Raw genomic sequence first — 25,503 nt, forward strand, 5'->3', positions numbered from 1 at the left:
TCACCTCATGCCACTACGCCGCGCCCCGGTCCGATCGGACGTCCTCCAGCGCATCGCGCGGAACCGCAAAGAGCACCAGCGCACAGCCGATGGCTGTGCCGCCGCAGATCGCCCACACGATCATGTAGCCGGCCAGCGGCGCGGCGAAGTTCTCGCTCGCCCCGTCCGAGGCAGCCCCGGCAACCTGTCCGATCAAGGCCAGCCCGAAGATTGCCGAGGCGAAGGACCCGCCAACGGTCTTGATCGCGTTGGTTAACCCGGTGGCCATGCCGGTCCGGTTGAATGGCGCTGCGGCCGCCGCCGCAGCCGGCAGTGCCGCGACCAAGGCCCCGGAGCCGATCCCCGCCACCATCATGTTCGCCAGCACCTGCGCCAGCGAATCGTGCAACGGCAGGAAGAGCAGGTATCCGATCCCGACCAGGGCACTGGCAGCAACCAGCGTCATCCGGGTCCCGGCCCAGCGGGCCACGACGGGGAAGAGCAGCGCGCCGATCAGCAGCGCCAACACGTAGGCACCGATGATGACCGAGACCCCGGAGGCGCTCAGCCCCAGGCCGTAGCCGTTCACGACCGGGTCGGTGCGGGCGAAGGTGCTCATCGGGATCTGGGCTCCCAACACCGAGACCCCGAAGAGCCCTGCCGTCAGCTGCACCGGCCACATCGCCCGGGCGAAGAGCACCTTGAAGTCGATCAGCGGGTCCTTCTGCTTGTTCTCGTGGCGGTAGAACACGTAGAGCACCGCCAGCCCCAGCACCAGGCACGCCCACACCAGCGGGCTGGAAGGCCCGTTGATGCGCAGGAAGCTCAGGCCGCTGGTGAGCAGCAGCAGTCCCACGGCCAGGTAGGTGAAGCCCCCGCCGTCGATCCTGGCCCCGTTGCGGTCCCCGTCGTCGGGCACCCCGAAGGCCACCGCGAAGATGCACGCGGTGGTGGCGACGGCGGGGACGGCCAGGGTCAGTGCGATGTTCCCGTCGAACACCCCGATCAGTGCGCCGCCGGCCAGCGCCCCGCCGATCACCCCGACCTCCAGCGCGCCGACCAGCAGGCCCGCGGCGCGCCTGGTCATCGGCCCGGGCACGCCGAGCTTTCGGGCGCGGGAGAAGACGATCGCGATTTCCAGCGGGAGCCACACCGCGTAGAAGCCCTGAAGCGCCCACGCGACGAGGAAGGTGGTGAAGGAACCGGAGAACACCACGGCCCAGGAGGCAATCGCGGTGACGACGGCCGAGAGCAAGAGCATCTTCTTGTGCCCGAAGATGTCCCCCAGCGAGGCAAGCAGCGGCACGGCCAGCGCGGAGACCATCAGCTGGGCGGCCTCGAACCAGTTCACGTCCGCGTCGTGGATCCCCAGGTGGCGGGCGATATCGGTCATCAGCGGCGTGTAATAGCCCTGCAGGATCCCGCTGGTCAGTTCGACGATGGCCAGGAACCCGACGATCCCCGCCACCGCGCTCCAGCGCACCGGTTGCGCCCTGGCCGGGTCCTCGTGGGCGGAAAGCGGGGTGTCCATAGCGGGAGCCTATCGCGAAGCCGCACCGGAGGTGAGGCACCTCACGCGGGTACCGGGGAATTATTCCGCTGCGGCACGCGCTATTACATGCAAACGCATGCAACTCTGGCACAATGGATACCAGAGACCAGCACACAGGAGGCAACCATGCAGTTCGGAATTTTCTCGGTCAGCGACATCACCCGCGACCCCACCACCGGCAAGACCCCGTCCGAGGCCCAGCGCATCAAGGACATCGTGGCCATCGCCAAGAAGACCGAAGAGGTCGGCATGGATGTCGTCGCCATCGGCGAGCACCACAACCGCCCGTTCTTCTCGTCCTCCCCGACCACAACCCTGGCCTACATCGCGGCGCAGACCGAGAAGATCATCCTCTCCACCGCCACCACGCTGATCACCACCAACGACCCGGTGAAGATCGCCGAGGACTTCGCGATGCTCCAGCACCTGGCCGACGGCCGCGTGGACCTGGTGCTGGGCCGCGGCAACACCGCCCCGGTCTACCCGTGGTTCGGGAAGAACATGCAGGACTCGGTGAACCTGACCATCGAAAACTACAACCTGCTGCGCCGCCTCTGGGACGAGGACACGGTGAACTGGGAGGGCAAGTTCCGCACCCCGCTGCAGAACTTCACCTCGACCCCGCGCCCGCTCGACGGCGTGGCACCCTTTGTCTGGCACGGCTCGATCCGCACCCCGCAGATCGCCGAGATCGCCGCGTACTACGGCGACGGCTTCTTCGCCAACAACATCTTCTGGCCCAAGGAACACTACATCCAGCTGATCAACCTCTACCGCGAGCGCTACGAGCACTACGGCCACGGCCGCGCCGACCAGGCCATGGTGGGCCTGGGCGGACAGTTCTTCATCCGCAAGAACTCCCAGGATGCCAAGAACGAATTCCGCCCGTACTTCAACAACGCCCCGGTCTACGGCCACGGGCCTTCCATGGAGGACTTCACCGACCAGACCCCGCTCACCGTGGGATCGCCGCAGGAAATGATCGACAAGACCCTCACCTTCCAGGAGGCCTTCGGCAACTACCACCGCCAGCTCTTCCTGGTCGACCACGCGGGCCTGCCGGTCAAGACCGTCCTGGAGCAGCTTGACCTCTTCGGCGAAGAGGTGCTGCCGACGCTGCGCAAGGAACTGGCCAGCCGCAAGCCGGCCGACCACCCGGATTCGCCGACCCACGCCAACCGCGTCGCCGCCCGCGACGCGAAGCTGGCCGCCGGGAGTGACAATGCCTAGCCCGGCCTCGCTGCGCACCTCCAACGCCGCTTGGGAGGCGCTGTTCCGGGCGCAGGTCACGGTGATGCGCGAGATCCAGAAGCTGCCGGAGTTCAAGGAAATCAGCACCCGCGAATACGACGTGCTCTTCAACCTCTCGCGCTGCGAGGCTGGAACCAGCCGCCTCAAGGACCTGAACCAGCACCTGCTGATCTCCCAGCCAAGCCTCAGCCGCATGGCCGAGCGCCTCGAGGCCAAGGGTCTGGTCACCCGCAAGCCGGATCCCACCGACCAGCGGGCGGTGCTCTTTACGCTCACGGACGAGGGCACCCGATTGCAGAAGGCCATCGGCCGCGAGCACGTCAAAGGCATCCACGCCCTGATCGGCACCGCGCTGACGGCCGAAGAGTTCGCAACGCTGGCGGAGCTGACGACCAAGCTGCGCCTGCACATGGAAGCGCGCTAACCACCGAATCCCCAGGCACGAAGCAGGGGCCCGCCAACCAAGGATCTTATTCCCTGGCCGGCGGGCCCCTGCCTGTGCCAGGGATCAACTCGGCGGGGCCGCTCAGACCCCGAACGGTTCGGCGTATCGGAAGTTGCCCTTTGGCAGCGGCATGTCCGACAGATTCAGCACCATGAAGTAGTCACCCCAGGACGGGTCCGAGGGGATGATGCCAGCGGGAATGGCTGGCCCGTAGCCAAATCGACCGTAGTACTCCGGGTTCCCCAACAGCACGATCGCCCGCTCTCCATGCTTGGCCGCGCGGTTCCGGATTTCGTCCAGCAGCGCCGTGCCCACGCCTTGCCTTTGGTGGCCGGGTTCAACCGACACCGGCCCAATGCCCAGCAGGGGGATGTCGCCATCGAGCCACCCGCGGGTGGCAATCGCGTGGCCCACCAAGTGGCCGTTGATCTCAGCCACCACGGAATACTCGGGCAGGTATCCGTCGCAGGAGTAGAGCTCGGAGAGCAATACGGCTTCCCCGGGCTCCCTATGCGAGTCCGGGTCGGCGAATGCCCGAACGGTCAGTTGACGGATAGTCTGACGATCGGCCGGAACCTCGCTTCGAATCTTCATCTCCCCAGCCTAGCTTTCCGCACACGATCACTTTCCGGAGCAGGCCAAGGGCCCGGTCAACGACCGGGCCCTTGAATTTTGGTTGTCTAGTGCGAGCCGATTGGGTGATGCTCGTGGTAGACCTTCATCGCGGGCTGAATTGCCATGATCGAGGCAATCAGTGCCACAATTCCCGGGATCCAGGTATTCCATGCCACGCCCGGCATACCCGAGGCGAAGCTGCCCATCCAGGGAGATGCGACAACGAGCGCGGCCACAACCAGCTGCACCCATTCGGCCACGGGCATGCCCGGGGCCGCCAAGTTGATTACACCGATGACAATCAAGACGATGCCGCCGGTCAGCATGTAGGCATCCGAGGATCCCACAGCCGTAGTCCACGTCATGGCCAAGACGGTGTAAAGGCCAGCAGCCACGGCGAGCCAATTCTGCCATGCAGTCCATCGCTTCATGGTCCAGATCTCCTTTTGTCTTCTACGCACCCCCCCGATCGCGGATGTTCCGCAATCGCACAGGATGCCCTTGCCGTACCGACGGTTCAGCTGGCCCCAACCTTCCTGCCGCGCTGTCCCTTCGGCTGTAATCCCATCGTGCCCGTAGCGCCCGTCCTCGGGTAGGGTCCAAAGTCACGGTGCCGAGAACGACAGCCAGGGCGGTGCCCCTCCCACCGGTCGCGAGCACTTGTGGTGAGGCATGCGGGCGCCAACCCGGTACCCATTCGACGACCGGAAATTTCGCGAGCAAATCCAGGTGAGGCACCAGTAGTGTTTCGCGAGCACTTTGGGTGAGGCACGCACCCACCCTTGCGGCGTCCCGCCCGGCTGTGTTTGATGGAAAGCATGAGCGAATCCGTCAAGGGCCCCAAATCCTATTTCCCGTCGATCGAGTCAAAGTACGGCCACCCCATTGGCCACTGGATGGAACTCCTGGACCAGGTGGCGGACCAAAAGCACCTGGAGCAGGTGAACTGGCTCAAGACCGAACACGGGATCGGCCACGGTCATGCCAATGCCCTGGTCCACGTCTACCGCGCCGAACACCAGCCATAGACATAAGCCGCCCTCGGTGGCAGTCCCGAAATGACACGAAGGCAACGCAAGGAAACCGGCAAGCGTGCCCCGGACGCCGTTCGTCGGGCCGCGGGCCGCTTGCGCGGTTTCCTGGGCATGGTCTCGGCCATTGCGGCACCCCCGTTGTTGTTCTACCTCCTGCGCCATGCCGGGTTGTCCATCTACGTGTCCCTGGTGGTTGTCGCGGTGGCCACCGGACTGCCGGCCCTGGGCTCGCTCGCCCGGCGCGGCCCGAAGAAGCACGTGATAGCCACCTACTTTTCCCTCGCCTCCGTGGCCGCGGTCGTTCTGGCGTTCGTCCCGGGCAGCCCGCAATTCCTGCTGGCCCGCGACGCGCTGATCACCGCCGGAACCGGCATCTGGTTCATCTCCACGCTGCGGGGTGCACGGCCCCTGGTCTACACCTTGACCAAGCCCGTCCTCGAGGGCCGCTTTCACTGGCCCGGGGGCTGGGAAACGCATTGGGAGCAAGCACCGCGTTTCCGGCGGATGTGGCGCATCTCCACAATCATGTGGGGGTGCGGATTCCTGCTTGACGCGGTGCTGCGCGTGATCCTGGCCTACTCGCTGGAACCCGACGCGGTACCCGCGGCGACCACCGCAATGTACCTGGCGACAAACCTCGTCCTGATCCTGCTGAGCAACGTCTTCTACATCTCCTCGGGAATGCTCAATCCCCGCTCCATTCTCTTTGCCCCGGCAGATGGCTAGGATGGGCCAATCGATTCCTTGCCCGTCCGCGGCCCGGTTCCGATTCGGAAACCCACCACCCAGCCAACGGAGTTCGCCCACATGAGCAAACGGCACCACCGCCCGGTCGCATTCGGCGCCGCGGCCTTCGCACTGGCATTGGCCATCTCCCCGTTGGCGGCCCCGCCCGCGCTGGCCACGCCAACCCCCATGCACCAGGTGGCGCGACCGCAGCATGAAGCCACACCGGCATTGACCCCCACGGCACTGTTGGCCACCAAGCCCAAGCCCCCGCGGGACCCAGCCAGGGCCGATGTCCTGGTCAACAAGAAATACCCGCTGGTCCCCCGCAAGTACGTGCCAAGGCTCACCGAGGTGCCGGGCACGGGGATCCGCCTGCAGCCACAGGCCTCCAAGTCCTACAAGAAGCTGGTTGCCGCGGCCCGCCGCGACGGGGTGGACATCAGGCTCACCTCCGGATATCGATCCTATGCAGTGCAAAAGGGACTACTCGAGAAATACACCCGCGCCTACGGCCCGGCCTACGCCCAGCGCATCGCGGCCAAGCCCGGCACCTCCGAGCACCAGACCGGGCTGGCCATCGACGTGGGAAACCGCAACCGTGCATGCGCCCTGCAAGCCTGCTTCGCCACCACCAAGGTCGGCAAGTGGATGGCCAAGAACGCCCCGAGGCACGGCTTCATCCTCCGCTACCCCAAGGGGATGGAATCGACCACCGGCTACGCCTACGAGCCGTGGCACTTCCGCTACGTCGGCACCGCCCAGGCCAAGGCCATGGCTGGGTCCAAGTCCAAGACCCTCGAGCACTTCTACGACGTGGCCCAGGCGCCCAAATCCACCGCTTCCAAGCCTTCGGCACCCAAATCCGGAACAGTGAAGGGCACCAAGACGACCACCGCGAACCTGAACCTGCGCCGCGGACCGTCCACCGGAACCACCATCATCAAGACCGTCCCCAGGGGCTCGATGGTTCGGCTGACCGGCAAGAAATCCGGGCCCTGGGTCCAGGCGACGCACCGGGGCGCGACCGGGTGGATGAGCTTGCGGTACCTGCGCTGAACGCCCCTGCCGCGACCCGATGACCGGGAGTGCGCCCGGGGAATCTAAACTGGAACAATGACTGCAACACTCGTGGCCAAGGACCTTGCCGGCGGCCACGCCCACCGAACCCTTTTCTCCTCCCTCAGCTTCACCGTCTCCCCCGGGGACGTCATCGGGGTGGTGGGGGCCAACGGCGCCGGCAAGTCCACGCTGCTGCGGCTGCTCGCCGGGGTCGACGAGCCGCTGGGCGGCACCGTCTCCTCCGCGCCGGACGGCGCATTCATCGGCTGGCTGCCGCAGGAACACGAGCGCATCGCCGGTGAAACCATCGATGCCTACCTGGCCCGGCGCACCGGCTGCGCCGCGGCCACGCACGCCATGGAATCCACCGCCGAGGCATTGGGTTCCGGGGCTCCGGGTGCCGACGACGCCTATGCGGCGGCCTTCGACCACTGGATGGCCTCCGGCGCCGCGGACCTCGAGGACCGCGCCCCGGCCACGCTGGCCGAGCTGGGCCTCACCCTGCCCACCGACACACTGATGACCGCGCTGTCCGGCGGGCAGGTTGCCCGCGTGGCCCTGGCCGCGCTGCTGCTGAGCCGCTTCGACTTGGTGCTGCTCGACGAGCCGACCAACGACCTGGACCTGGCCGGGCTTGAACGCCTCGAATCCTTCGTCTCCTCGCTGCGCACCGGCGTGGTGCTGGTCTCCCACGACCGCGAATTCCTGGCCCGCTGCGTGACCCGCATCGTCGAGCTCGACCTGGCGCAGAACCAGGTCGCTGTCTACGACGGCGGATACGACTCCTACCTGGAAGAGCGGGCCATCAACCGCCGGCACGCCCGCGAGGCCTATGACGAGTTCGCCGACAAGAAGGCGGATCTTGTCTCCCGCGCCCGAACCCAGCGCGAATGGTCCTCGCAGGGCGTGCGCAACGCCATGAAGAAAAACCCGGACAACGACAAGCTCCGGCGCAAGGCCTCCAACGAGTCCTCGGAGAAGCAGGCGCAGAAGGTCCGCCAGATGGAATCGCGCATCAAGCGCCTGGACGAGGTCGCCGAGCCGCGCAAGGAATGGGTGCTGCAATTCGAGATCGCCGCCGCACCGCGTTCCTCCTCCGTTGTCTCCACGCTCAACGAGGCAACCGTCACCCGCGGGGACTTCACCTTCGGCCCGGTCTCCGCCCAGGTCAACGCCGGGGAGCGGATCGGCATCACCGGACCCAACGGCGCGGGCAAGTCAACGCTGCTGAACCTGCTGCTGGGGCACCTGGCCCCGGATGCCGGCTCGGCCTCGCTGGGGTCTTCGGTGGCGATCGGCGAGATCGACCAGGCGCGCAGCCAGCTGCCCGAGGACGCCGCGCTGGGCGATGCGTTTGAGCTCGCGGTTCCCGAGATGAACCCGGCCGAGGCCCGCACGCTGCTGGCCAAGTTCGGGCTCAAGGCGCACCAGAGCGCCTCGCTGGTCCGCGACCTGTCCCCCGGCGAACGCACCCGGTCGGGCCTGGCCCTGCTGCAGGCCCGCGGGGTCAACCTGCTCGTGCTGGACGAGCCGACCAACCACCTGGATTTGCCGGCCATCGAGCAGCTCGAAGAGGCCCTGGAATCCTACGATGGCGCGCTGCTGCTGGTGACCCACGACCGCCGGCTGCTGGACAACGTCCGGCTCGATGCCCGCTGGGAGGTCGACGCCGGGAAGGTGCGCATCGGCATCAATTCCTAAAGTTTCCGTTGCAGATTTCCCAACGTCCTGCCATGGAACTTCATGGCAGGACGCTCGATGAAACCGGCGGCCTATTGTGCCGGTGCGGCGCCGCGGAGCAAGATGGTTTGGGCACGCGATGACGTTGCCCACCCCCTTCAGGCCGGTTCGTCGAAAGTGCTCCCATGAAGAAGTCCTTTGGCAAACGCACCTCCCAGTCCATGCTGCGCTCCGCGCCGGACAACCCTCCCGCGCTTGAGCTGACGGTGCACCCCTCCCGGGTGCCGGCCAACGAGGCACCCACCTGTGGTTCCTGTGGCTCCGGCGACTACCTGGTCTACGAGCACGTCGAGCTGCTGCTGGACCGGCGGCGAGTCCAGCCTCCCTGCTGGGACGTCGAGTTCTGGTGTGGGAAATGCGAGTCGTTCTACGGCATGCTCACCACCCAGGTGCCCGATGACCGTCGAGCCGTGCGGTTGGCCTCCGAGAACCCCCGCTACGTCAGTTACCCCGGGCCCGCGCCGGAATCCGGGGCCGGCACCAAGGTGTCCCGGGACGCGCGCACGCAGGTTCCCGGCCTTGATGGTGCCGCGCCGGTCGCCGCCTTCCACCTCGACCGGTCCACCGACCGGTTCAGCGGCGCCCTCGAGTAGCACGGTGCCCGCGGTGCGCACCTTCGGAATCGAGCAGGAATTCTTCCTCATCAACCCCGCCACCGGGCAACCGGCGGTGCCCCGTCGCCACGTCCACAACGAACTCATGGCCGTGGTCGGCGGCGGCACCCTCACACACCCGGAGTTCCTGGCCTGCCAGGTGGAAAGCAGCACCCCGGTCTGCACCACGGGCGCCGAGGTGCTCGATGCGGTGGCCGGCGCCCGCCGCGGCCTGTCCAAGGTGGCCCACGAAGCCGGGCTGCAGCTGGTCGGGCTGGGTACCCCGCCGCGGATCCCCGCGGGCCCGGCGGCCGTCCACGCCTCGGACCGCTACCACGCGATCAACCGGTTCTGTCCCGGCATCGCCGCGGACCAGTATGTCAGCGGCACGCATGTGCACGTGGGCATCGAGGACCTCGAGGCCGGTGTCCAGGCCATGAACTCCCTGCGCCCGTGGCTGCCGCTGCTCACGGCGCTGGGTGCCAACTCGCCGTTCTGGCGCGGCGCCGACAGCGGCTTCGCCTCCTGGCGCACCATCCAGTACCTGCGCTGGTCGGTGCACGGCATCCCCCCGCGCTTCGCCGATGCCCGGGACTACCTGGCGCGCATGGAGTACCTGCTGGCCTCCGACGTGGTGCTGGATGCCGGGCACATCGGCTGGGGCGCGCGCCTTTCGACCCGCTTCCCGACCGTGGAGATCCGGGTGGCCGACGCCCAGCTGTGTGCCTCCGACGTCGTGGTGCTGGCGCTGGTGATGCGCGCCCTGGTGTCCGCCGGAATCCACAGCCCCGCCCGCATCCCGGATCCCGCACCCGAGGCGCTGGACATCGCCCAGTGGCAGGCGGCGAAGTTCGGGACCCGGGGAAACCACTACGACCTGGCCGCAGGATCCAAGTGCAGCCTGGACCGGCGTCTGGAGGCCCTGCTGGACTACATCGGCCCGGAACTGGAGGCCAGCGGCGACACCGACGTCGTGGGTGCCGGGCTGGCGCGCATCGCCGGCGAGGGCAACGGGGCGGCTGCCCAGCGGCGCTTCTTCCGTGCCGGCGGGTTCGATGCGCTGATTTCCGAGGCCGGGGCCCGGCTCCTGGACTGAACCCGTCCCGCAGGCCCGCGCGCACGCGAGGCCTCCCGGTGGTTCTCGCCGCCCGCCAGGCTATCGGATGGGGTTTCGGCTTGGTTCCCGGCGAAGATTCCTTTTCCGTGCGTGAAGGCGACCCACGATCTTGGTCATCGGCCGGGATGCCGGCCGGCAAACGCGCCCTCGCGGTCCTCGCGCGGGCGCGTGTATCCGCTCCATGCGACTGAAGCCCTGCCCGGGGCTCAGGCCCCGCCGGACAGTGCTTCGGCCACCCCCGGGATCCGTTCCCGGTAGTTCTGCAGCAATTGCCGCGCGACGGAGATCGAGTCCACCAGCGGGTGGGCGGCCAGCGCCCGCCAGGCCAGCGTCTCGCTCCTTTCGCGCGATGCGGCGATGACCAGCCGCTCCACGGCCTTGACCTGCTGCAGCAGCCCGAGCATCTCCCCGGTCACCGGCGCGATGGCCTTGGGCACGATGCCGGCGGCGCTGACGGTGCACGGCACCTCGATCACCGCGTCGTCGGGAAGCTGGGGAACCACCCCGCGGTTGGCGACGTTCAGGATCATGGTGGCCGGCGTCCCGCCCAGCAGCGCCGCCATCAGGTCAAGGGCGACCTGCTGGTAGCCCCCGCCCTCGATGTCCGCGGCCTCCCGGTTGGTGCGCTGGTCCTCGGGCCGGCTCTCGGCCATGTAGCTGGCCTCGCGCTCGTGCTTGGTGGCCAGCCAGGACTTCAGCGCGCGCTCCGGGTGCGCGGCGGCATCCGTGTAGAAGCCGGACTGCTGGCGGTGCAGGAATTCCCCGCGGGTGGGTTCCGGGCCGCGCAGCCGCGCGGTGGCCTCGCGCTGGAAGTAGTAGTAGTACAGGTACTCGTTGGGGATCGCGCCCAGCGCCCGGACCCACTCCGGGCCCATCAGCCGGGCCTCCTCGATCCCCTCCAGCGCCGCGTCGTCGGCCAGCAGCGCAGGGAGCCTGTCCACCCCGTCCACGCGCAGCGCGCGCAGCCAGCCCAGGTGGTTCAGCCCCACGTAGTCGAAGTCCACCTGCTCCGGGGTGGAGCCGATGGCGGCCACGGCCCGGCGCATCAACCCGATGGGGGTGTCGCAGATCCCCACGACCCGGTCCCCCAGCGCTTCGCGCATCGCCTCGGTGACGATGCCGGCGGGGTTGGTGAAGTTGATGACGGTTGCCTCCGGTGCGTGCCTGGCCACGCGTTCGGCCAGGTCACGGGCGTGCGGCAGGGTGCGCAGGGCGTAGGCCAGGCCGCCGGGCCCGGTGGTTTCCTGGCCGAGCACGCCCATTTCCAGCGCGACGCGCTCGTCCTGGATCCGTCCCTCGGTCCCGCCGATGCGCATGGCGGAGAAGATGAACCTGGCCCCGGTGACAGCCTCGTCCAGCGAGGCGGCGGTGGTGACCGTCGGGGGCGCGGGCAGGGAGGGGGCCAGCTGCGCCAGCACGGCCTCGATGGCCGCCACCCGCACCGGGTCGGAGTCGAAGAGGCACAGCTGCGTGATGCGCACGGCCTCGTTCCCGGCCGACAGCGCCTCGAAGATCTGCGGAACCCTGAATCCGCCCCCGCCGATGATGGTCAGTTTCATGCCAGAACCACTTCGCTTCCTGATTTCCTGAATTCTTCGAGGGTGCGCTGATCGGCACCCCGGCTGGTCACCAGCGTGGTGATCCGTGCGGCGTTGCAGACGTCGCGGACACCCACCCCGGGGAACTTGGTCTCGTCGGCCAGCAGCACGATCTTCGCGCTGGAGTCCAAGATGGCCTGCTTGACCGGCACCTCGATGCCGGTGGTGTCCTGCACCGTGGTGTCTTCCCTGATGCCGCTGCAGCCCAGGAAGCTGATGCTCGCCCGGATGTTGGCCAGCGACGCCAGGGTCAGCGAGCCCACGAGCGAATGGTAGGAGCGGCGCAGCACCCCGCCGAGGATGACCAGTTCCACCTCGGGGTCGGTGCGCAGCTCGTCGAGCACCGCCAGGCTGGAGGTGATGACCGTGATCCTGCGCCCGCGCAGTGCCCGGGCCAGCATCGCGGTGGTCGTGCCGATGTCCAGCAGCACCACGTCTCCGTCCTCGACGAGCTCGGCGGCGCGGTTGGCGATCTTTTCCTTGGCCGGCGAGCTTCTGGCCAGCACCTCGCGGAAGTCGATCTTGTCCGAGTCCAGCGACCCGCCCCCGTGGACCCGGCGCAGGTGCCCCTCGGCGGAGAGCAGGTTCAGGTCCCGCCTGATGGTCGACGGGCTCACCCCCAGGTCGTTGGCCAGTTCCTGGACCGAGACGTCCCCGGCCTCCTGGATCCGGCGCAGGATCGAGCCCTGCCTCGCACTTATCAGCATGCCCCCAGACTAACAGTCACCAATGAGCAGAACCGAGCATTTTCAATCACTTGTACCACCCCCTGGTGCGTGCTAACGTCCAATCAAGGGTGCGCCGCGCGCCCGCATGCCACCGGGAAACCGGCGCGCGTCCCGGACCGCCGCTGGCGGCGCAAGCAAGAGGAACCCACAGGTGAACACCGCATCCGAGCCCGGCACCGAACTCGACCTGTTCCTCACCGGCTCGCTCTTTTTCGACATCATCTTCACCGGCCTGCCCACCGCCCCGCAGCCCGGCACCGAGGTCTGGGCCGAGGGCATGGGGTCGGTGCCCGGAGGCATCGCCAACCTCGCGGTGGCCGCCGCCCGGCTGGGCCTGAGCACCGGGCTGTCGGCCGGCTTCGGGGACGACGCCTACGGCGCCTGGTCGTGGTCGCTGCTGGAGGAGCAGGAGGGCATCGACCTGAGCCGCTCGCGCATCTTCGAGGGCTGGCACTCGGCGCTCACCGTCTCCCTGGCCCGCGGCGGGGACCGCTCCATGATCACCCACGGCCACCCGATGCCCATCGGCGCCGCCGAGCTCATCGGCACCCCGCCCACCTCCAAGGCCATGATCGCCGAACTGGCCATGCCGGGGCACGAGGAACCGTGGTGGATCGCCACGCACCCGAAGCAGGGCAAGGTTTTCGCCGCGGTCGGCTGGGACCCGACCGAAAAGTGGGACACCTCCACGCTCAACGACCTGGAACTCTGCCACGGGTTCCTGCCCAACCACGTCGAGGCCATGGCCTACTCCCGCACCGACTCGCCCGACGCCGCGCTCAAGGCGCTTTCCTCCCGCGCACCCCTGGTGGTCATCACCCGGGGCGTGGACGGTGCCATCGCCATCGACTCCTCCACCGGGGAACAGGCCAGCGTGCCCAGCCTGCGCGTGGCGGCCATCGACCCGACCGGCGCCGGGGACGTGTTCTCGGCCGGCATCGTGCTGGGCACCCTGGCCGGCTGGCCGCTGGAACGGCGGCTGCTCTTCTCCACGCTCTGTTCGGCCCTGGCCGTGAAGCACTTTGGCGGCTCCCTGGCCTCCCCGGGCTGGGGCGACATCGCCGATTGGTGGGAATCGACGAAGCTGCGCGCCCGGGAAAACGCCGAATGCGCCGACGTCGCCAAGCGCTACGGCTTCCTCGACGAGGTGCTGCCGCAGCACAAGCCCAATGCCGTGCGCCGCGCCGAGGCCACCTTCGGGCTGCTCACCGAGGCCGAGGCCCACTACCGCCCGCACGGGCACGGGCCGCTGCCGCCCTCGCGCTGAACCCCGCTTCCACCCGCGGCCGCCGCCTTCCGCCGCAGCCGGCCGCACACCGATTTCCACCGCACCTTGCATGAAAGGACACACACCATGTCACCGAGAGGCAAAACCCGCACGCTGGCGCTGGCCGCCACGGCCGCCCTCGCCCTGCTGCTTTCGGCCTGCGCCCCCGGCTCCGAGGCCCCGGCCCCGTCGGCCCCGCAAAGCGGCGCGACCATCGAGACGGACGTAGCCAAGATGGGCGAGCAAACCCTCACCGTCTGGGACCAGGAGGTCCGCGGCGGGCAGAACGAGCAGATGACCAAGCTCAACGACGCCTTCGAGGCCAAGTACCCGAACATCACCATCAAGCGCAACTCCCAGTCCTTCGAGGACCTGGGCAAGACCCTGCGTCTGGCTTTGTCCGGCACCGACGCCCCCGACGTGGTCCAGGCCAACAACGCCCGCAACACCATGGGCGCGTTCGTCAAGGCCGGGCAGCTGCTGCCGCTGGATGACTGGGCCAAGGCCTACGGCTGGACCGATCGCTACCCGGCCTCGGTGCTGAAGTACTCGCAGTACTCCACCGACGGCACCACCTTCGGCTCCGGCTCGACCTACGGGCTGCCGCAGGTCGGAGAGGTCGTGGGCGTCTTCTACTCCAAGAAGAAGCTCGAATCCCTGGGCCTGGAGGTCCCGGCCGACTGGGCCGCCTTCGAAACGGCCATCGCCACCGCCAAGGAGAAGGGCGAGACCCCGCTGCTGCTGGGCAACATCGAAAAGTGGCCCGCCGGGCACGTCTTCGGCCCCATCCAGGGCGCCAAGGTGCCCGCGGAACAGATCGAGAAACTCGGCTTCGGCAACGCCGGCGCCTCCTGGACCACCCCGGAGAACCAGGCCGCGGCGGCGGAACTGGCCGACTGGAGCGCCAAGGGCTACTTCAACAAGGGCGTCAACGGCACCGAGTACGATGCCGCCTGGCAGAAGCTGGCCAAGGGCGAGGGAGTGTTCCTGATGGGAGGCTCCTGGATGGCCGCGGACCTGGCCGACGCCATGGGCGAGGACGTCGGGTTCTTCGCCCCGCCGGCCACCGCAGGGGAAGGCGCGCACACCACCGGCGGCACCGGACTGCCGTTCACCGTGACCGCCAAGACCAAAAACGCGGACCTGGCCGCGGCCTACATCGACTTCATCACCAACGAGGACGCGATGAAGGTCCTGGCCGACACCGGGAACCTGCCGGTGCTCGACACCGCGGCGCACGCCCCGGCATCGGGCGTGCTCAAGGACGTGTACACCGCATTCGAGTCCGTCACCACCGACGGGGTGCTGCTGCCGTACCTGGACTACGCGACCCCGACCATGGGCGACACCCTCGGCGACTCGCTGCAGGGCCTGCTGGACGGCCGGATCGACGCGAAGGCCTTCACCGAGGCCATGGAAGCGGACTATGCGGGCTTTACCCAGGGCAAGTAGCACCAGCGGCGCCCCTGGCCGGCACACGGCCCGCCAGGGGCACGCCATCACCCCCTACCTCTTCATCGCCCCGGCCTTCATCATCTACGCGGCGTTCATGCTCTACCCGCTGGCCCGCGCCGTGCACCTCTCGCTCTACGACTGGGACGGGCTGACCCTGGCGACCTTCGTCGGCGCGGGGAACTACACCGGCATCCTGGCCGATGCCCGGCTGCGCGCCGCCTTCGGCCATGCCGGCGCCTTCATCTTCTTCTACGCGGTGCTGCCGTGCGGGCTCGGGCTGGTGCTGGCCGCGGTGCTGACCCGGGCCAAGGCCCGCGGGCTGGCCCTCTTCCGCACCCTGGTGTTCCTGCCCCAGGTCATCGCGATGGTCGTGGTCTCGGTGGCCTTCAAGCAGATCTACGCGCCCGACGGTCTGCTGAACTCCGGGCTGCGCTCCATCGGGCTGGACGGGCTCACGCGCGCGTGGCTCGGGGACTACGTCTTCTCGCTGCCCGCCGTCGGCCTGATTGGCTCCTGGGTGTCCACCGGCCTGGTCACGGTGCTGCTGCTGGCCGGCATGGCCCGCATCCCGACCGAGCTGTTCGAGGCCGCCCGGCTGGACGGCGCCGGCGCGGTGCGCGAGTTCCTCTACATCATCGTCCCCTCGGTGCGCGCCGAACTCACCGTGGCCCTCACGCTGACCATCGTCGCCTCGCTGAAGACCTTCGATTTGATCTACATGACCACCTCCGGCGGACCCGGCTCCTCCACCACCGTGCCCAGCTACGAGGTCTACCGGCGGGCCTTCGAGACCGGTCAGGTCGGCTCCGCCGCGGCCATCGGCGTCACCCTGACCATCATCATCTTCCTGGTCACCCTGGCCGTGAACCGGGTCTCGGAGCGCGGAGCATGAGGGTCTCGGCCACCGAGCGGACGCTGAACTACGCGATCCTCATCGGCTTCTCGCTGGTCGTGCTCACCCCGGTGGCCTCCATCCTGGCCGCCGCGTTCGGCCCGGCCAACGCGTCGGCCGCCCGCGAGGGGGCCTTCCACCCCGAGAACTTCGCCACCGCCTGGGTGGAGGGGCGCTTCGGGCAGTACATGGGCACCTCGGTGCTGGTGGCGGTGGTCGTGGTGTCCCTGGCCGTGGTGCTCTCGATCCTCTCCGGCTACGCCTTCGGGACCATGAGGTTCCGCGGCGAACAGGCCTTGTTCTACCTCTTCCTGCTGGGCATCATGGTGCCGGCCGAGGCCATCATCGTGCCGCTGTTCTTCGACCTGCGCACCTTCGGGCTCACCGACACCGTCTGGGCCGTGGCGCTGCCGCAGGTCGCCCAGTCCGTGGCGTTCGGCACCTACTGGATGCGCGCCTACTTCAAGTCCGTGAACCCCTCGATCATGGATGCGGCACGCGTGGACGGGGCCTCGAAGGGCCGGATCCTTTTCTCCATCCTGGTGCCCATGGGCCGCCCGGCGATCACCACCATGGTGGTGCTGATGTTCATGTGGACCTGGAACGAGTTCCTGATCCCGCTGGTCATGTCCCCCTCCGGGGAATTCCGCACCGCGCCGCTGGGCCTGGCCTTCTTCCAGGGCCAGTACACCCAGGGCACCGCGCTGCTGGCCGCCGCCGCGGTGATGGTCGCGCTGCCCGTGGTCGTGCTCTACTTCCTGATGCAGCGCCACTTCATCAAGGGCATGCTCGAGGGAGCCGTCAAGGAATAACCGGCGCCCATAGGGCACAACCGGCGCACAATGGGTGCATGAGGATCCTGCTGCAGACCGCGCGGCTGGTGTTGCGCGAATTTACCGCCGACGATGCAGGGCTGCTGGTCGAGCTGGACTCGGACCCGCGGGTCATGCGCTACATCTCCAACGGCGTTCCCACCCCGCGGGAGGAGATCACTTCCGAGCACATCCCCGCCTACCTGGCCTACCACCGGGCTGGTCCGGACTTCGGGTTCTGGGTGGCCCAGCTGCGCGGCACCGGCGCTTTCACCGGCTGGTTCCACCTGCGCCCCGAGCTCGGGTTCCCGGCCACGGACCCCGAGCTCGGTTACCGGCTCAAGCACGAATTCTGGGGCCGCGGGTTGGCCACCGAGGGCGCCCGTGCGCTGATCGCCCACGGCTTCTCCGTTCCCTCGGTCACCCGCATCCATGCCAACACCATGGCGGTGAACACCGCCTCGCGGCTGGTCATGGAAAAATGCGGGATGGATTTGGTGCGCCACTTCACCGCCGACTGGCCGGTGCACATCGACGGGGACGAGCTCGGCGACGTCGAATACGCCATCACCCGCGATCAGTGGCTGGCTTTGGAACCCGGGCCGCAAGAAGCCATGCCCATGACGTGATCCCCCGATGCCCGGCGGGCTTCGGCCGTGGGCTTGGGCCGCCACATCGCCTACGATGAAAACCAGGGTGCCGCTGGCGCGCTGCGGATCCCGACCGCGAGAAAGGGGAACACATTATGGGCACCACCCGCATTCACACGATCGGGCATTCCACGCACGCCATCGATGAATTCATCGAGATCCTCCGGGCCCACGGCATCACCCGGGTTATCGACATCCGCACCATCCCCAAGTCCCGGCACAACCCCCAGTTCAACGGCGACGAGTTGGCCGCGTCCCTGGCCGGCGGAGGCATCGGCTACCACCGCGCCAAGGACCTCGGCGGGCTGCGCCCCACACATCGGGACAGCGTCAACGGCGCATGGCGCAACGACTCCTTCCGCGGCTACGCCGACTACATGCAGACCGAGGAGTTCGCCGCGGCCATCGAGGACCTGCTCGATCTGGCCCGGGGCGAGGGCACGGCCATCATGTGCGCCGAGGCGGTGCCGTGGCGCTGCCACCGCTCGCTGGTCGGCGACGCGCTGCTGGTGCGCGGCGTCGAGGTGCTGGACATCTTCTCCAGGACCAAGTCCACCGCGCACACGCTGACCTCCTTCGCCCGCGTCGAGGGCACCGCCATCACCTACCCGCCGACCGCGCAGGACCCGGGAGAGGGCACCCCCTAGCCGGGAACGTCAGGGGGTTCGGCGCCGCAGCTGCTTGCTCCGCAGGGCCCGGGCCCGGGCCCGCTTTTCGCGGGCATCGGGATTCATGCGCCGGTCCGTGTAGACCACGGCGAACCCGACCACCGATGCCGGGGCGCCGATGAGCATCGCGCGTTGGAATGAGCTGACCTTCCGCCCCAGGAGCGCCGTGGCCTCGGGGGTGTCGATGACCATGCGCGTGGAACCGCCCATGTCGTACAGCAGGGGCAGCTGCTGCCCCACGACCCAGAGCCCGCTGTCCGTCGAGTCGTAGTGCTTCCATTCGGTTCTCGATTGCACACCGCGGATTTCCTGCTCGGTCACCGGGTAGTAGGTCGTGCTCCCGCTGCTGCGTCCGCTGCTGAGCGCGGACGCGCGCCCGATCTGAACGACTTCCCCGGTGGCCGGGGCCCCGTTTTGGCGCACTTCGACGTCTGCACGCTGGGCGGAGGCGGCGGAGGGCAGGTAGATGAGGCCGCCGATCACCAGCAACAACCCGACATGGGCAGGGAGGAGTCCGATCGTCCACAGGAACACGCCCCACCGCTGGCGCGGCGTCAACTTCTTGCGCTGGCGCTTCAGCGCCCTGCCGGCCGAGCGGCTCCTCTTGCGTCGTTTTCGTCTCACGACATCCATTGTTCCGCATTCCCGTGCCCGTTCCGGGACAGCGGCGCGTATGCGCACCGCCGGCTCCACCCGCACCTCGCACTGCCGGGTGGACCAACCGTCACCGGTCCTCGTTACGCTGGGAGCCGGAGCATTCCAGCATCCAATAGAGGAGAACCCCATGACCAGCCACGCATTCGTGCAGGTTGCCGAAGACATCGCCCGCCGCGCCCACGCCGGACAGCTCGACAAGTCCGGCGTCGACTACATCACCCACCCCGCGCGCGTGGCCGCCGGCGTTGCCAGCCACGGCGGGGACGACACCGCGGTGGCCGCGGCCTGGCTGCACGACGTGCTCGAGGACTGCGACGTCACCGCCGGGGACCTGCTGGAAGCAGGCATCCCGGCTCCTGTGATCGAGGCGGTCCGCGCCGTCACCAAGACCGAGGGCGAAACGCTGGAGGACTACTGCGCACGGGTGCGCGCCAACCCCGTCGGGATGCTGGTCAAGCGCGCCGACATCGAGGACAACACCGACCCGGCCCGCACCGCGCTCTTGCCCGAGCAACTCCGTGTCCGCCTGGCCGCGAAGTACGCCCGCGTCCGGGCCCTGCTCGGATTCCCGCAGCCCGCCTAGCCCCCTGGGACTCCGACCGGTGTCCCCCGGGCAGGTTCCTGCCGCCAACCGGAATCCACCACGGGCCTTTGGCCCCTTGTCCGAAGCCGGTTCGGCGGCCAAGAATGGAAGGGTGCAGGGGCACCGGCACGCACCCACGGGATCGGGAGGGACCGTCATGGACCACGCAGCGGCAACGGGGAACGCCCCGGGGCAGGCCACCGGCCCCGAGCCCGCCACCGGCCCGGAGCCCGCGACCCCCATCCGTGTCTTCATCCTCGATGACCACGAACTGGTGCGCCGCGGCCTGCGCGAGCTGCTGGAGGGCGAGGGCTTCGAGGTCGTGGGCACCTCGGGGACGGCCCGTGATGCCCGCAAGCAGATCCCCGCGCTGCGCCCGGACGTCTCGGTGCTCGACGCCCGGCTGCCCGACGGCACCGGCATCGAGGTCTGCCGGGACGTGCGCTCCATCGACGGATCGCTGAACTGCCTGATCCTGACCAGCTACGACGACGAGCAGGCACTGCGCGGGGCGGTGCTGGCCGGGGCCGTGGGCTACGTGCTCAAGCAGATCGCCGGCAACGACCTGATCCGTGCGCTGCGCAGGGCCGCCCGCGGGGAATCGCTGTTCACCCCGGGCCTGAAGCAGCGCATCGTCTCGGGGCTGATCACCCACGAAAACCCTGACCCGCGGATGAACCAGCTGACCGTCCAGGAACGCCGCGTGCTGGAACTGGTCGGCGAGGGGCTGAGCAACCGGCAGATCGGCGAGCGCATGCGCCTGGCGGAAAAGACCGTGAAAAACTACGTCTCCTCGATGCTGGCGAAGCTGGGGTTCGAGTCGCGCACGCAGGCGGCGGTGTTCGTGACCCATCCGCTGCCGGGGCCCAACGACGGAGGCACCTAGCCCGCAGGGCGCCTAGTCTTCGGCGGGCATCGGCACGACCCAGTGCAGCATGGTGCCTTCCCCCGGGGTCGAGTCGATCTCCAGGGTTCCGCCCAGTTCCCCGGCGCGCTGGCGCATGTTCGCCAGCCCGCTTTCGGGTCCGCCGGGGACGAAGCCGGCCCCGTCGTCGCGCAGCGTCAGGGCCAAGGTTCCGTCGGTGCGTTCCACCGTGAGTTCGACGGCGCGGGCCCGGGCATGGCGGACCACGTTGCTCAGGGCCTCGGTGATGACCGCCAGCAGGTGGGTGAGCGTGGTTTCGTCGGTCAAGGCGTCAACTTCGTCCCCCAGGCGCAGCACCGGGGTGAACTCCAGCGGTTCGGAGGCCAGCCGGATGGCGCGCAGGATCCGCGAGCTGGGGGTCTCGGTCTCCCCCGCGTCGGCACGCAACGAGTAGATCGTGGCGCGCAGCTCGGCAATGGTGGTGTCCAGTTCCCCGGCCAGCCCGGTGGCCCGCTCCCGGGCGGCGGGGGTGGGCAGTTGCTTGCGCAGGGCGCTGATGCCCAGGCCCGCGGCGAAGATGCGTTGGATGACGATGTCGTGCAGGTCCCGGGCGATGCGTTCGCGTTCCAGGTAGAGCAGCACCTCCTCGCGCAGGTGGTGCATCTGGACCAGGCCGAGCCCCTGGGCAATGTTGGCGGCGAAGATCCCTGCCATCTGGGCCTCGACGGGGCGGTAGCCCGGCGCCCCGTGTTCCCTGACCATGACCAGCAGCCCGTAGTGGATGCCGCGTGCCAGCAGCTCGGCGACCAGGGTGGCTTCCCCGTCGGCCAGTTCGCCCAGCGGGAGGATGGCCTCGGGGGCCGCCAGCAGCAGCGGCTGGCTGTTGCGCAGCACCAGCTGGTGGCGCACGCCCACCTGCAGCAGCACCCGTCCGGCCAGGTGCGGGTGGACGTGTTCGCTGATCCCGGCAATCCGGTATCCGGTGTTCTCGGGTTCCTGGCCGGTGATGGGGGTCAGCAGCAGCGCGTACTTGGACCGGGATTCGCGGCGGGCCAGTTCGGCGACGTCGTTCAGGCCCTGGGTGTGGTGCCGGGATTCGCCGCCCAGCAGGGTGCCGATGCGGGCGGAGGCCGCCAGCCATCGGGCGCGGTCCGCGGCGTCCTGGTAGAGCTGGGCGTTCTCCAGGGCCACCCCGGCGCTTCCGGCGAGCGCCTCCCCCAGTTCCCGGTCGGCCCGGGAGTAGCGGTCCTTGCCGTGCTTGGGCCCCAGGGTGAGGCGGGCGAAGTGTTGTTGGCGGCTCTTCAACGCCAGGCGCAGGCGCTTGGCCTCGTCCTTGCCCGCGGCCTCGAGAAGGCTTGCGGCGTCCTTGCCCTTGGCCAGGTGCCCCTGCTGGTGGGAGGCGTTGGTCAGTTCCAGCACCCCGGAGGTGGCGCCGAAGATCTTCATCGCCTCGTCCAGCACGCGGTGGGTGATGGCGGTGACGGAGAGGTCGCTGGCGATGGAGGCCATGGAGGCGAGCAGTTCGCGCACCCGGGCGTCGCTGCGCTTGGACATCTGCCCCGCCCCTTCCCGGTTCCCTGCCTGGTTCCCCCGTCGCCGGCGGCATTCCCCGCCTTCCCTCCCGCTATGCGCCACACTACCCGCGCGGGCGTGGCCGGTGACAGGGGAATCTGGAATAGATTGGCTGGATGGATATTCGTGTTGCCACGCAGGAAGACTGGCCGGGCCTGTGGCCCGTCATCGAGGAGGTCGTGCGCCAGGGCGGGACCTACTGCTGGCCCGTGGATGCGACCGAAGAGCAGTGCCGTGCGTGGTGGATGGGCAAGTCCGGCGGGACGGTGTTCGTGGCGATTGACGACGACGGCGCGGTGGCCGGCACCGCGGAGCTGCACCCGAACCAGCCCGCCGCCGGTTCCCACGTGGCAAACGCCGGCTTCATGGTCGCCTCGCACGCCTCCGGGCGGGGGCTGGGCCGGGCCCTGGCGACCCATGTCCTCGAGGCGGCTTCAGGGCAGGGTTTCACGGCCATGCAGTTCAATGCCGTGGTTTCCACCAACATCCATGCCATCCGGCTCTGGGAGTCGCTGGGCTTCAAGGTCCTGGCCGTGATCCCGCAGGCCTTCAACCACCCGGTCCACGGACTGGTGGGCCTGAACGTGATGCATCGGGCCCTCTAGCCACCCCGCCTCCGGCGCTGCCCGAACCGGACCAGAACATAGTTTCGAATCCAGTGTATTGCGTGACGCCTTCGGGGCTGCCGCGGCGTGCGGGCAACCTCGGATCGATCCGCTTCGGCCGTGCTCTTCCCTGGCCCGGGCCTTGGGTGTATACCACTGTCATGGACGAGCACAATGACTTCCTGCAGTGGTTCAACACGACGTGGCGCCGGGCCGAGGACGCGCTGCACAACGGGGATTCGAGCGGCAGGTTCACGACGTGGTCGGACCGCGAGCCGGTCACGCTCTTCGGTGCCTGGCTCGAAGCCCTGGATCCCGAAGCGGCACGGGAGGTCTTCCTGAAGCTGGCCGACAGCTTCTCCAGTTCCGTGTCCGGCGACATCGAGCTGATCGCGGCGGATGTTAGCGGCGATTTGGCCTACACGGTGCATCGGGAAATCACCTCGACCCACATCAACGGCGAACCCAGCGCCTACGCGTTGCGCGTGACCCAGGTCTACCGCCGCGAGGACGGCCAGTGGAAGGTCGTGCACCGGCACGCGGACACCGCGCCCCCGACTGCCGACGGCCCCTGAGCATCCCCGCGCGCCCCCCCTTGCAGCATCCGGAGCTCAGAGAGCTACAGCGACCGGATCAGGAAGGTGTAGAACCGCACGGCCTTTCCCAGCTCGGCGACCTCCACCGATTCGTTGGCACCGTGGATGGCCCCGCGCTGGGCCTTGTCCATGCCCAGCGGCGCGAAGCGGTAGACCTGCTCGCAGATTCCGGTGAAGCGGCGCGCATCGGTGGCCGCCATCATGATGTACGGGACCGGGCGCGCCTCGGGATGCGAATGGCCGAGCGCCGATTCCAGCAGGGCGAAGCCATCGGAGTCCGTCGGTGAGATCGGCGAGGGCTCGGTGGCTCCCAGCACCGTGAAGGAAATCTTCGCATCCCGCACGCGCCTGCGCACCCCGGCAATCACCGACTCCACCGATTCGGTGACGTTGATGCGGATGTTCAACCCCACCGCGGCCCGCCGCGCCAGCACGTTGATGCCGTCGCTTCCCTCGAGCCGGGTGGCGGCGACGGTGGTGCGCACCATGGCTGCCGGTTCCGCCCCGGCACGTGCCAGAACCTCGCCGGCAAGCCGCCCGGGGCGGGACGCCAGCTTCAGCAAGGTGCCGGTGATCCCGGGGGCGGTGGCGGCCAGGCGGCGGAAGGTCTCCTGGGTGACCGGGTGCAGGGCCGCAGGGAACTGCTTGGCCTGCAGCCTGCCCACGGCCCGGGCGATGCGCTGCACGGCCCCAAAGCGGGGAGGAGCTGAGGCATGCCCGCCGGAGTCCTCGGCTTCCAGCAGCAGGTCAAGGATCCCCTTCTCGCTCACCCCGATCACCCCGGCCGGGGCGTCGATCCCCGGGAACGCCTGGTGGGCCACCGCACCGCCCTCGTCCAGGACCATCCAAGGTCGCACCCCGGCCGCGGTGAGGAAGTCCACGGCCTCCATGGCGGTGGGCCCGGAGATCTCCTCGCAGTCCCCGAAGAAGAAGTACACGTCCTGCCCCGGGACGAAGCCCGCGGCGGCCAGGTCGTCGGCCGCCTGCAGGATGCAGGCCAGGTCACCCTTGTCATCCAGGGTGCCGCGTCCGTGGACGCGCCCCTGCGCAATGACCCCGGCGAAGGGCGGGTGCTCCCAGTCCGCTTCGCCTTGAACCGGGACCACGTCCTGGTGGGCCATCAGCACCACGGGCTTGCTGCTTTCGGTGCCCCGCCAGTGCCACAGCTGCCCGGTGATCCCCAGCGTGCGCTTCTCGACAGCACCGGCGATGTACCCGAAGAGTCCGCTGAGCAGGTGGGCGTGCTTGGTGAATTCGGCCCGGTCCTCGTCGTCGCGGTCCGGATGCGACACCGTCCGGCAGGAGACCAGCTGCGCCAACTTGGCCGCCACCTGCTGCGCGGCCTGGCCGGGGATTTCTGCCGGATGTGAGGTGGGCGACATGCTTGATAGTCTATGCCGCGACGCCGGGCAGTCTACCTGTCCACAGCCGTGCGCCCGCAGGCGTCTTTCAGGATCGGTTACGGCTGGTCGGCGGAACCGGCGTTGCCTCGCGCGCTCACGCGCGCGCAAGCATCACCGGCCAGCGCTTCGGACTGCCCGTGGTCCCGCTCAACCCGGTGCCCGAGAAGCGCTCCCACCGCATTGGCGTAGCGCCGGAGGGTCGATAGCTTGGGGTCGGCATCGTACGACTCGAACTTTGAAACTGCCTGCTGCGTAACCCCCCATGCGCTCGGCGACCTCACCCTGCGACAGTCCCGCCGGACGCCGGATCAACCAGTTCCGCGCGCATCAACCGGTGTTCGCGCGCCAGGACCTGTGCCCTGGCCGTGATGGCCGCCGGTGTCATCGGGGCTGCTGCGCTCGCGTCTTCTTCCAGGCATCCATGTTTATCGCACAACCCCAAGGTTGTGAAGGGCGTCAAGGAGAGGTTCCCCGTCCCCCGCAAGCCTGGGGGAAGGGAAATTGCCGCCCATCAGGCTCCGGCAGCCGGATCCCCGTCGTCGAGCGCGGCAAGCAGACCGGCCAGCGGGGCGGGAATCGCGTCCAGGGGCACCGCCTCGGCCAGCAGCCGGGCGTAGCGCACCTTGTTGCCGCTGCGGCCGCCGAAGAACCGGGCCAGCTGGTGTTCGACGGGCTTGTCGGACAGGTTGGGCTGGGCCTGCAGGCGGCGGAAGGATTCGAGTTCGCCCTGCCCGGCGATCACCGCTTCGATTCCCTCGATGCCCAGGGCGCGGACGAATTCGGCTTCCAGGTCCGGGTCGCAGACGAACACGGTGGCAAGCACCCGCTCGAAGTCGCGCCGCTCGGCCGCATCCACCAGGCCAAGCAGCCGCTGCCCGTCCAGCTGACCTGCCGCGCGGCGGGCGCCCTTGGACCCGCCGACGGGCAGCACGCGCGGGGTGGGCAGGCCGAGCCTCCCGGCCAGGGTCCGCACGGCGACGGCGTCGGAGTCGCCTTCAACCAGCACAATCGACATGGGGCCATGAAATCACGAAGGGA

27 protein-coding genes are annotated in these 25,503 nt (G+C 68.7%); 18 read left to right on the forward strand and 9 right to left on the reverse strand.

Translation table 11 applies throughout. The features are described from left to right. Positions 1–13: 13 nt before the first annotated feature. The gene (locus FPY90_RS05815; protein ID WP_498684405.1) at positions 14–1,510 is read right to left on the reverse strand and encodes an MFS transporter; all 1,497 of its coding nucleotides are present in this window, start codon (positions 1,508–1,510) and stop codon (positions 14–16) included. Between the two features lie 147 nt (positions 1,511–1,657). Here FPY90_RS05815 and FPY90_RS05820 point away from each other — a divergent pair, with 147 nt between their 5' ends. Next, positions 1,658–2,761, forward strand: a complete 1,104-nt coding sequence (locus FPY90_RS05820; RefSeq protein ID WP_071216602.1) for an LLM class flavin-dependent oxidoreductase — start codon at positions 1,658–1,660, stop codon at positions 2,759–2,761. Next, positions 2,754–3,206: a MarR family winged helix-turn-helix transcriptional regulator gene (locus FPY90_RS05825; RefSeq protein ID WP_071216603.1), complete on the forward strand. Its 453-nt coding sequence runs from the start codon at positions 2,754–2,756 to the stop codon at positions 3,204–3,206. The genes FPY90_RS05820 and FPY90_RS05825 overlap by 8 nt, the downstream gene beginning before the upstream one ends. A gap of 102 nt (positions 3,207–3,308) precedes the next feature. On the opposite strand, the gene FPY90_RS05830 is transcribed toward FPY90_RS05825, so the two are convergent. Both FPY90_RS05830 and FPY90_RS05835 read right to left on the reverse strand, forming a co-directional pair. Then, positions 3,309–3,821, reverse strand: coding sequence for a GNAT family N-acetyltransferase (locus tag FPY90_RS05830; protein ID WP_071216604.1), 513 nt, complete (start codon positions 3,819–3,821; stop codon positions 3,309–3,311). Between the two features lie 86 nt (positions 3,822–3,907). Beyond that, positions 3,908–4,273: an SPW repeat domain-containing protein gene (locus FPY90_RS05835; protein ID WP_071216605.1), complete on the reverse strand. Its 366-nt coding sequence runs from the start codon at positions 4,271–4,273 to the stop codon at positions 3,908–3,910. 387 nt (positions 4,274–4,660) lie between these two features. On the opposite strand from FPY90_RS05835, the gene FPY90_RS05840 reads away from it, so the two are divergent. The 6 genes from FPY90_RS05840 to FPY90_RS05865 all read left to right on the forward strand — a co-directional run bounded on the left by FPY90_RS05840 (position 4,661) and on the right by FPY90_RS05865 (position 10,093). Further along, a complete protein-coding gene (locus tag FPY90_RS05840) occupies positions 4,661–4,870 on the forward strand; it encodes a DUF4287 domain-containing protein (RefSeq protein WP_498684407.1) in 210 nt (69 codons plus the stop codon). 30 nt (positions 4,871–4,900) lie between these two features. Next, positions 4,901–5,602 (forward strand): VC0807 family protein, encoded by a 702-nt coding sequence (locus tag FPY90_RS05845; protein WP_498684409.1) that lies wholly within the window; start codon positions 4,901–4,903, stop codon positions 5,600–5,602. 81 nt (positions 5,603–5,683) lie between these two features. Next, the gene (locus FPY90_RS05850) at positions 5,684–6,661 is read left to right on the forward strand and encodes a D-alanyl-D-alanine carboxypeptidase family protein (RefSeq protein ID WP_498684411.1); all 978 of its coding nucleotides are present in this window, start codon (positions 5,684–5,686) and stop codon (positions 6,659–6,661) included. 57 nt (positions 6,662–6,718) lie between these two features. Further along, positions 6,719–8,365, forward strand: coding sequence for an ABC-F family ATP-binding cassette domain-containing protein (locus FPY90_RS05855; protein ID WP_498684413.1), 1,647 nt, complete (start codon positions 6,719–6,721; stop codon positions 8,363–8,365). 164 nt (positions 8,366–8,529) lie between these two features. Then, positions 8,530–8,997, forward strand: coding sequence for a hypothetical protein (locus FPY90_RS05860; protein ID WP_498684414.1), 468 nt, complete (start codon positions 8,530–8,532; stop codon positions 8,995–8,997). A gap of 13 nt (positions 8,998–9,010) precedes the next feature. Next, positions 9,011–10,093, forward strand: a complete 1,083-nt coding sequence (locus FPY90_RS05865) for a carboxylate-amine ligase (RefSeq protein WP_498684415.1) — start codon at positions 9,011–9,013, stop codon at positions 10,091–10,093. Positions 10,094–10,320: 227 nt separating this feature from the next. On the opposite strand, the gene FPY90_RS05870 is transcribed toward FPY90_RS05865, so the two are convergent. Together FPY90_RS05870 and FPY90_RS05875 are read right to left on the reverse strand one after the other, a co-directional pair. Beyond that, positions 10,321–11,673 carry a 6-phospho-beta-glucosidase gene (locus FPY90_RS05870; protein WP_498684417.1) on the reverse strand — a complete coding sequence of 451 codons (1,353 nt, stop codon included), beginning with the start codon at positions 11,671–11,673 and terminating at the stop codon, positions 10,321–10,323. Continuing rightward, positions 11,670–12,419 carry a DeoR/GlpR family DNA-binding transcription regulator gene (locus FPY90_RS05875; protein ID WP_498684419.1) on the reverse strand — a complete coding sequence of 250 codons (750 nt, stop codon included), beginning with the start codon at positions 12,417–12,419 and terminating at the stop codon, positions 11,670–11,672. Before FPY90_RS05875 ends, FPY90_RS05870 begins: the two co-directional genes overlap by 4 nt. A gap of 172 nt (positions 12,420–12,591) precedes the next feature. Between FPY90_RS05875 and FPY90_RS05880 the strand changes: the two genes are divergently transcribed. The 6 genes from FPY90_RS05880 to FPY90_RS05905 all read left to right on the forward strand — a co-directional run bounded on the left by FPY90_RS05880 (position 12,592) and on the right by FPY90_RS05905 (position 18,163). Continuing rightward, a complete protein-coding gene (locus FPY90_RS05880; RefSeq protein WP_498684422.1) occupies positions 12,592–13,707 on the forward strand; it encodes a PfkB family carbohydrate kinase in 1,116 nt (371 codons plus the stop codon). An 87-nt stretch (positions 13,708–13,794) separates the two neighbouring features. Next, positions 13,795–15,159: an ABC transporter substrate-binding protein gene (locus FPY90_RS05885; protein WP_071216614.1), complete on the forward strand. Its 1,365-nt coding sequence runs from the start codon at positions 13,795–13,797 to the stop codon at positions 15,157–15,159. Then, entirely contained in the window at positions 15,134–16,054 is a 921-nt protein-coding gene (locus tag FPY90_RS05890; protein WP_498684425.1) for a carbohydrate ABC transporter permease, read from the forward strand. Before FPY90_RS05885 ends, FPY90_RS05890 begins: the two co-directional genes overlap by 26 nt. Beyond that, on the forward strand, positions 16,051–16,866 hold the full coding sequence (locus FPY90_RS05895; RefSeq protein ID WP_498684430.1) for a carbohydrate ABC transporter permease: 816 nt from the start codon (positions 16,051–16,053) through the stop codon (positions 16,864–16,866). The genes FPY90_RS05890 and FPY90_RS05895 overlap by 4 nt, the downstream gene beginning before the upstream one ends. Before the next feature lie 38 nt (positions 16,867–16,904). Beyond that, complete coding sequence (locus tag FPY90_RS05900; protein WP_498684432.1) at positions 16,905–17,495, forward strand: GNAT family N-acetyltransferase; 591 nt, start codon at positions 16,905–16,907, stop codon at positions 17,493–17,495. Positions 17,496–17,611: 116 nt separating this feature from the next. Further along, entirely contained in the window at positions 17,612–18,163 is a 552-nt protein-coding gene (locus FPY90_RS05905; RefSeq protein WP_498684434.1) for a DUF488 domain-containing protein, read from the forward strand. Positions 18,164–18,172: 9 nt separating this feature from the next. Here FPY90_RS05905 and FPY90_RS05910 read toward each other — a convergent pair whose 3' ends face one another. Further along, entirely contained in the window at positions 18,173–18,808 is a 636-nt protein-coding gene (locus FPY90_RS05910; RefSeq protein WP_498684436.1) for a hypothetical protein, read from the reverse strand. 160 nt (positions 18,809–18,968) lie between these two features. Here FPY90_RS05910 and FPY90_RS05915 point away from each other — a divergent pair, with 160 nt between their 5' ends. Together FPY90_RS05915 and FPY90_RS05920 are read left to right on the forward strand one after the other, a co-directional pair. After that, positions 18,969–19,424, forward strand: coding sequence for an HD domain-containing protein (locus tag FPY90_RS05915; protein ID WP_498684438.1), 456 nt, complete (start codon positions 18,969–18,971; stop codon positions 19,422–19,424). Between the two features lie 157 nt (positions 19,425–19,581). Beyond that, positions 19,582–20,310 carry a response regulator gene (locus tag FPY90_RS05920; RefSeq protein WP_498684440.1) on the forward strand — a complete coding sequence of 243 codons (729 nt, stop codon included), beginning with the start codon at positions 19,582–19,584 and terminating at the stop codon, positions 20,308–20,310. A 12-nt stretch (positions 20,311–20,322) separates the two neighbouring features. Here the strand turns inward: FPY90_RS05920 and FPY90_RS05925 are convergent, their stop codons facing one another. Next, positions 20,323–21,843: a sensor histidine kinase gene (locus tag FPY90_RS05925; protein WP_498684442.1), complete on the reverse strand. Its 1,521-nt coding sequence runs from the start codon at positions 21,841–21,843 to the stop codon at positions 20,323–20,325. A 134-nt stretch (positions 21,844–21,977) separates the two neighbouring features. On the opposite strand from FPY90_RS05925, the gene FPY90_RS05930 reads away from it, so the two are divergent. Continuing rightward, complete coding sequence (locus FPY90_RS05930; RefSeq protein WP_498684445.1) at positions 21,978–22,466, forward strand: GNAT family N-acetyltransferase; 489 nt, start codon at positions 21,978–21,980, stop codon at positions 22,464–22,466. Positions 22,467–22,627: 161 nt separating this feature from the next. Next, positions 22,628–23,041: a YybH family protein gene (locus FPY90_RS05935; protein WP_498684446.1), complete on the forward strand. Its 414-nt coding sequence runs from the start codon at positions 22,628–22,630 to the stop codon at positions 23,039–23,041. Between the two features lie 44 nt (positions 23,042–23,085). Here the strand turns inward: FPY90_RS05935 and FPY90_RS05940 are convergent, their stop codons facing one another. Beyond that, positions 23,086–24,444: a M20/M25/M40 family metallo-hydrolase gene (locus tag FPY90_RS05940; RefSeq protein WP_498684447.1), complete on the reverse strand. Its 1,359-nt coding sequence runs from the start codon at positions 24,442–24,444 to the stop codon at positions 23,086–23,088. A gap of 532 nt (positions 24,445–24,976) precedes the next feature. Further along, on the reverse strand, positions 24,977–25,480 hold the full coding sequence (locus tag FPY90_RS05945) for an ATP-dependent endonuclease (protein ID WP_498684448.1): 504 nt from the start codon (positions 25,478–25,480) through the stop codon (positions 24,977–24,979). Positions 25,481–25,503: the final 23 nt, after the last annotated feature.

It is taken from the genome of Arthrobacter sp. C2 (assembly GCA_024207135.1).
Lineage (GTDB): Bacteria > Actinomycetota > Actinomycetes > Actinomycetales > Micrococcaceae > Paeniglutamicibacter.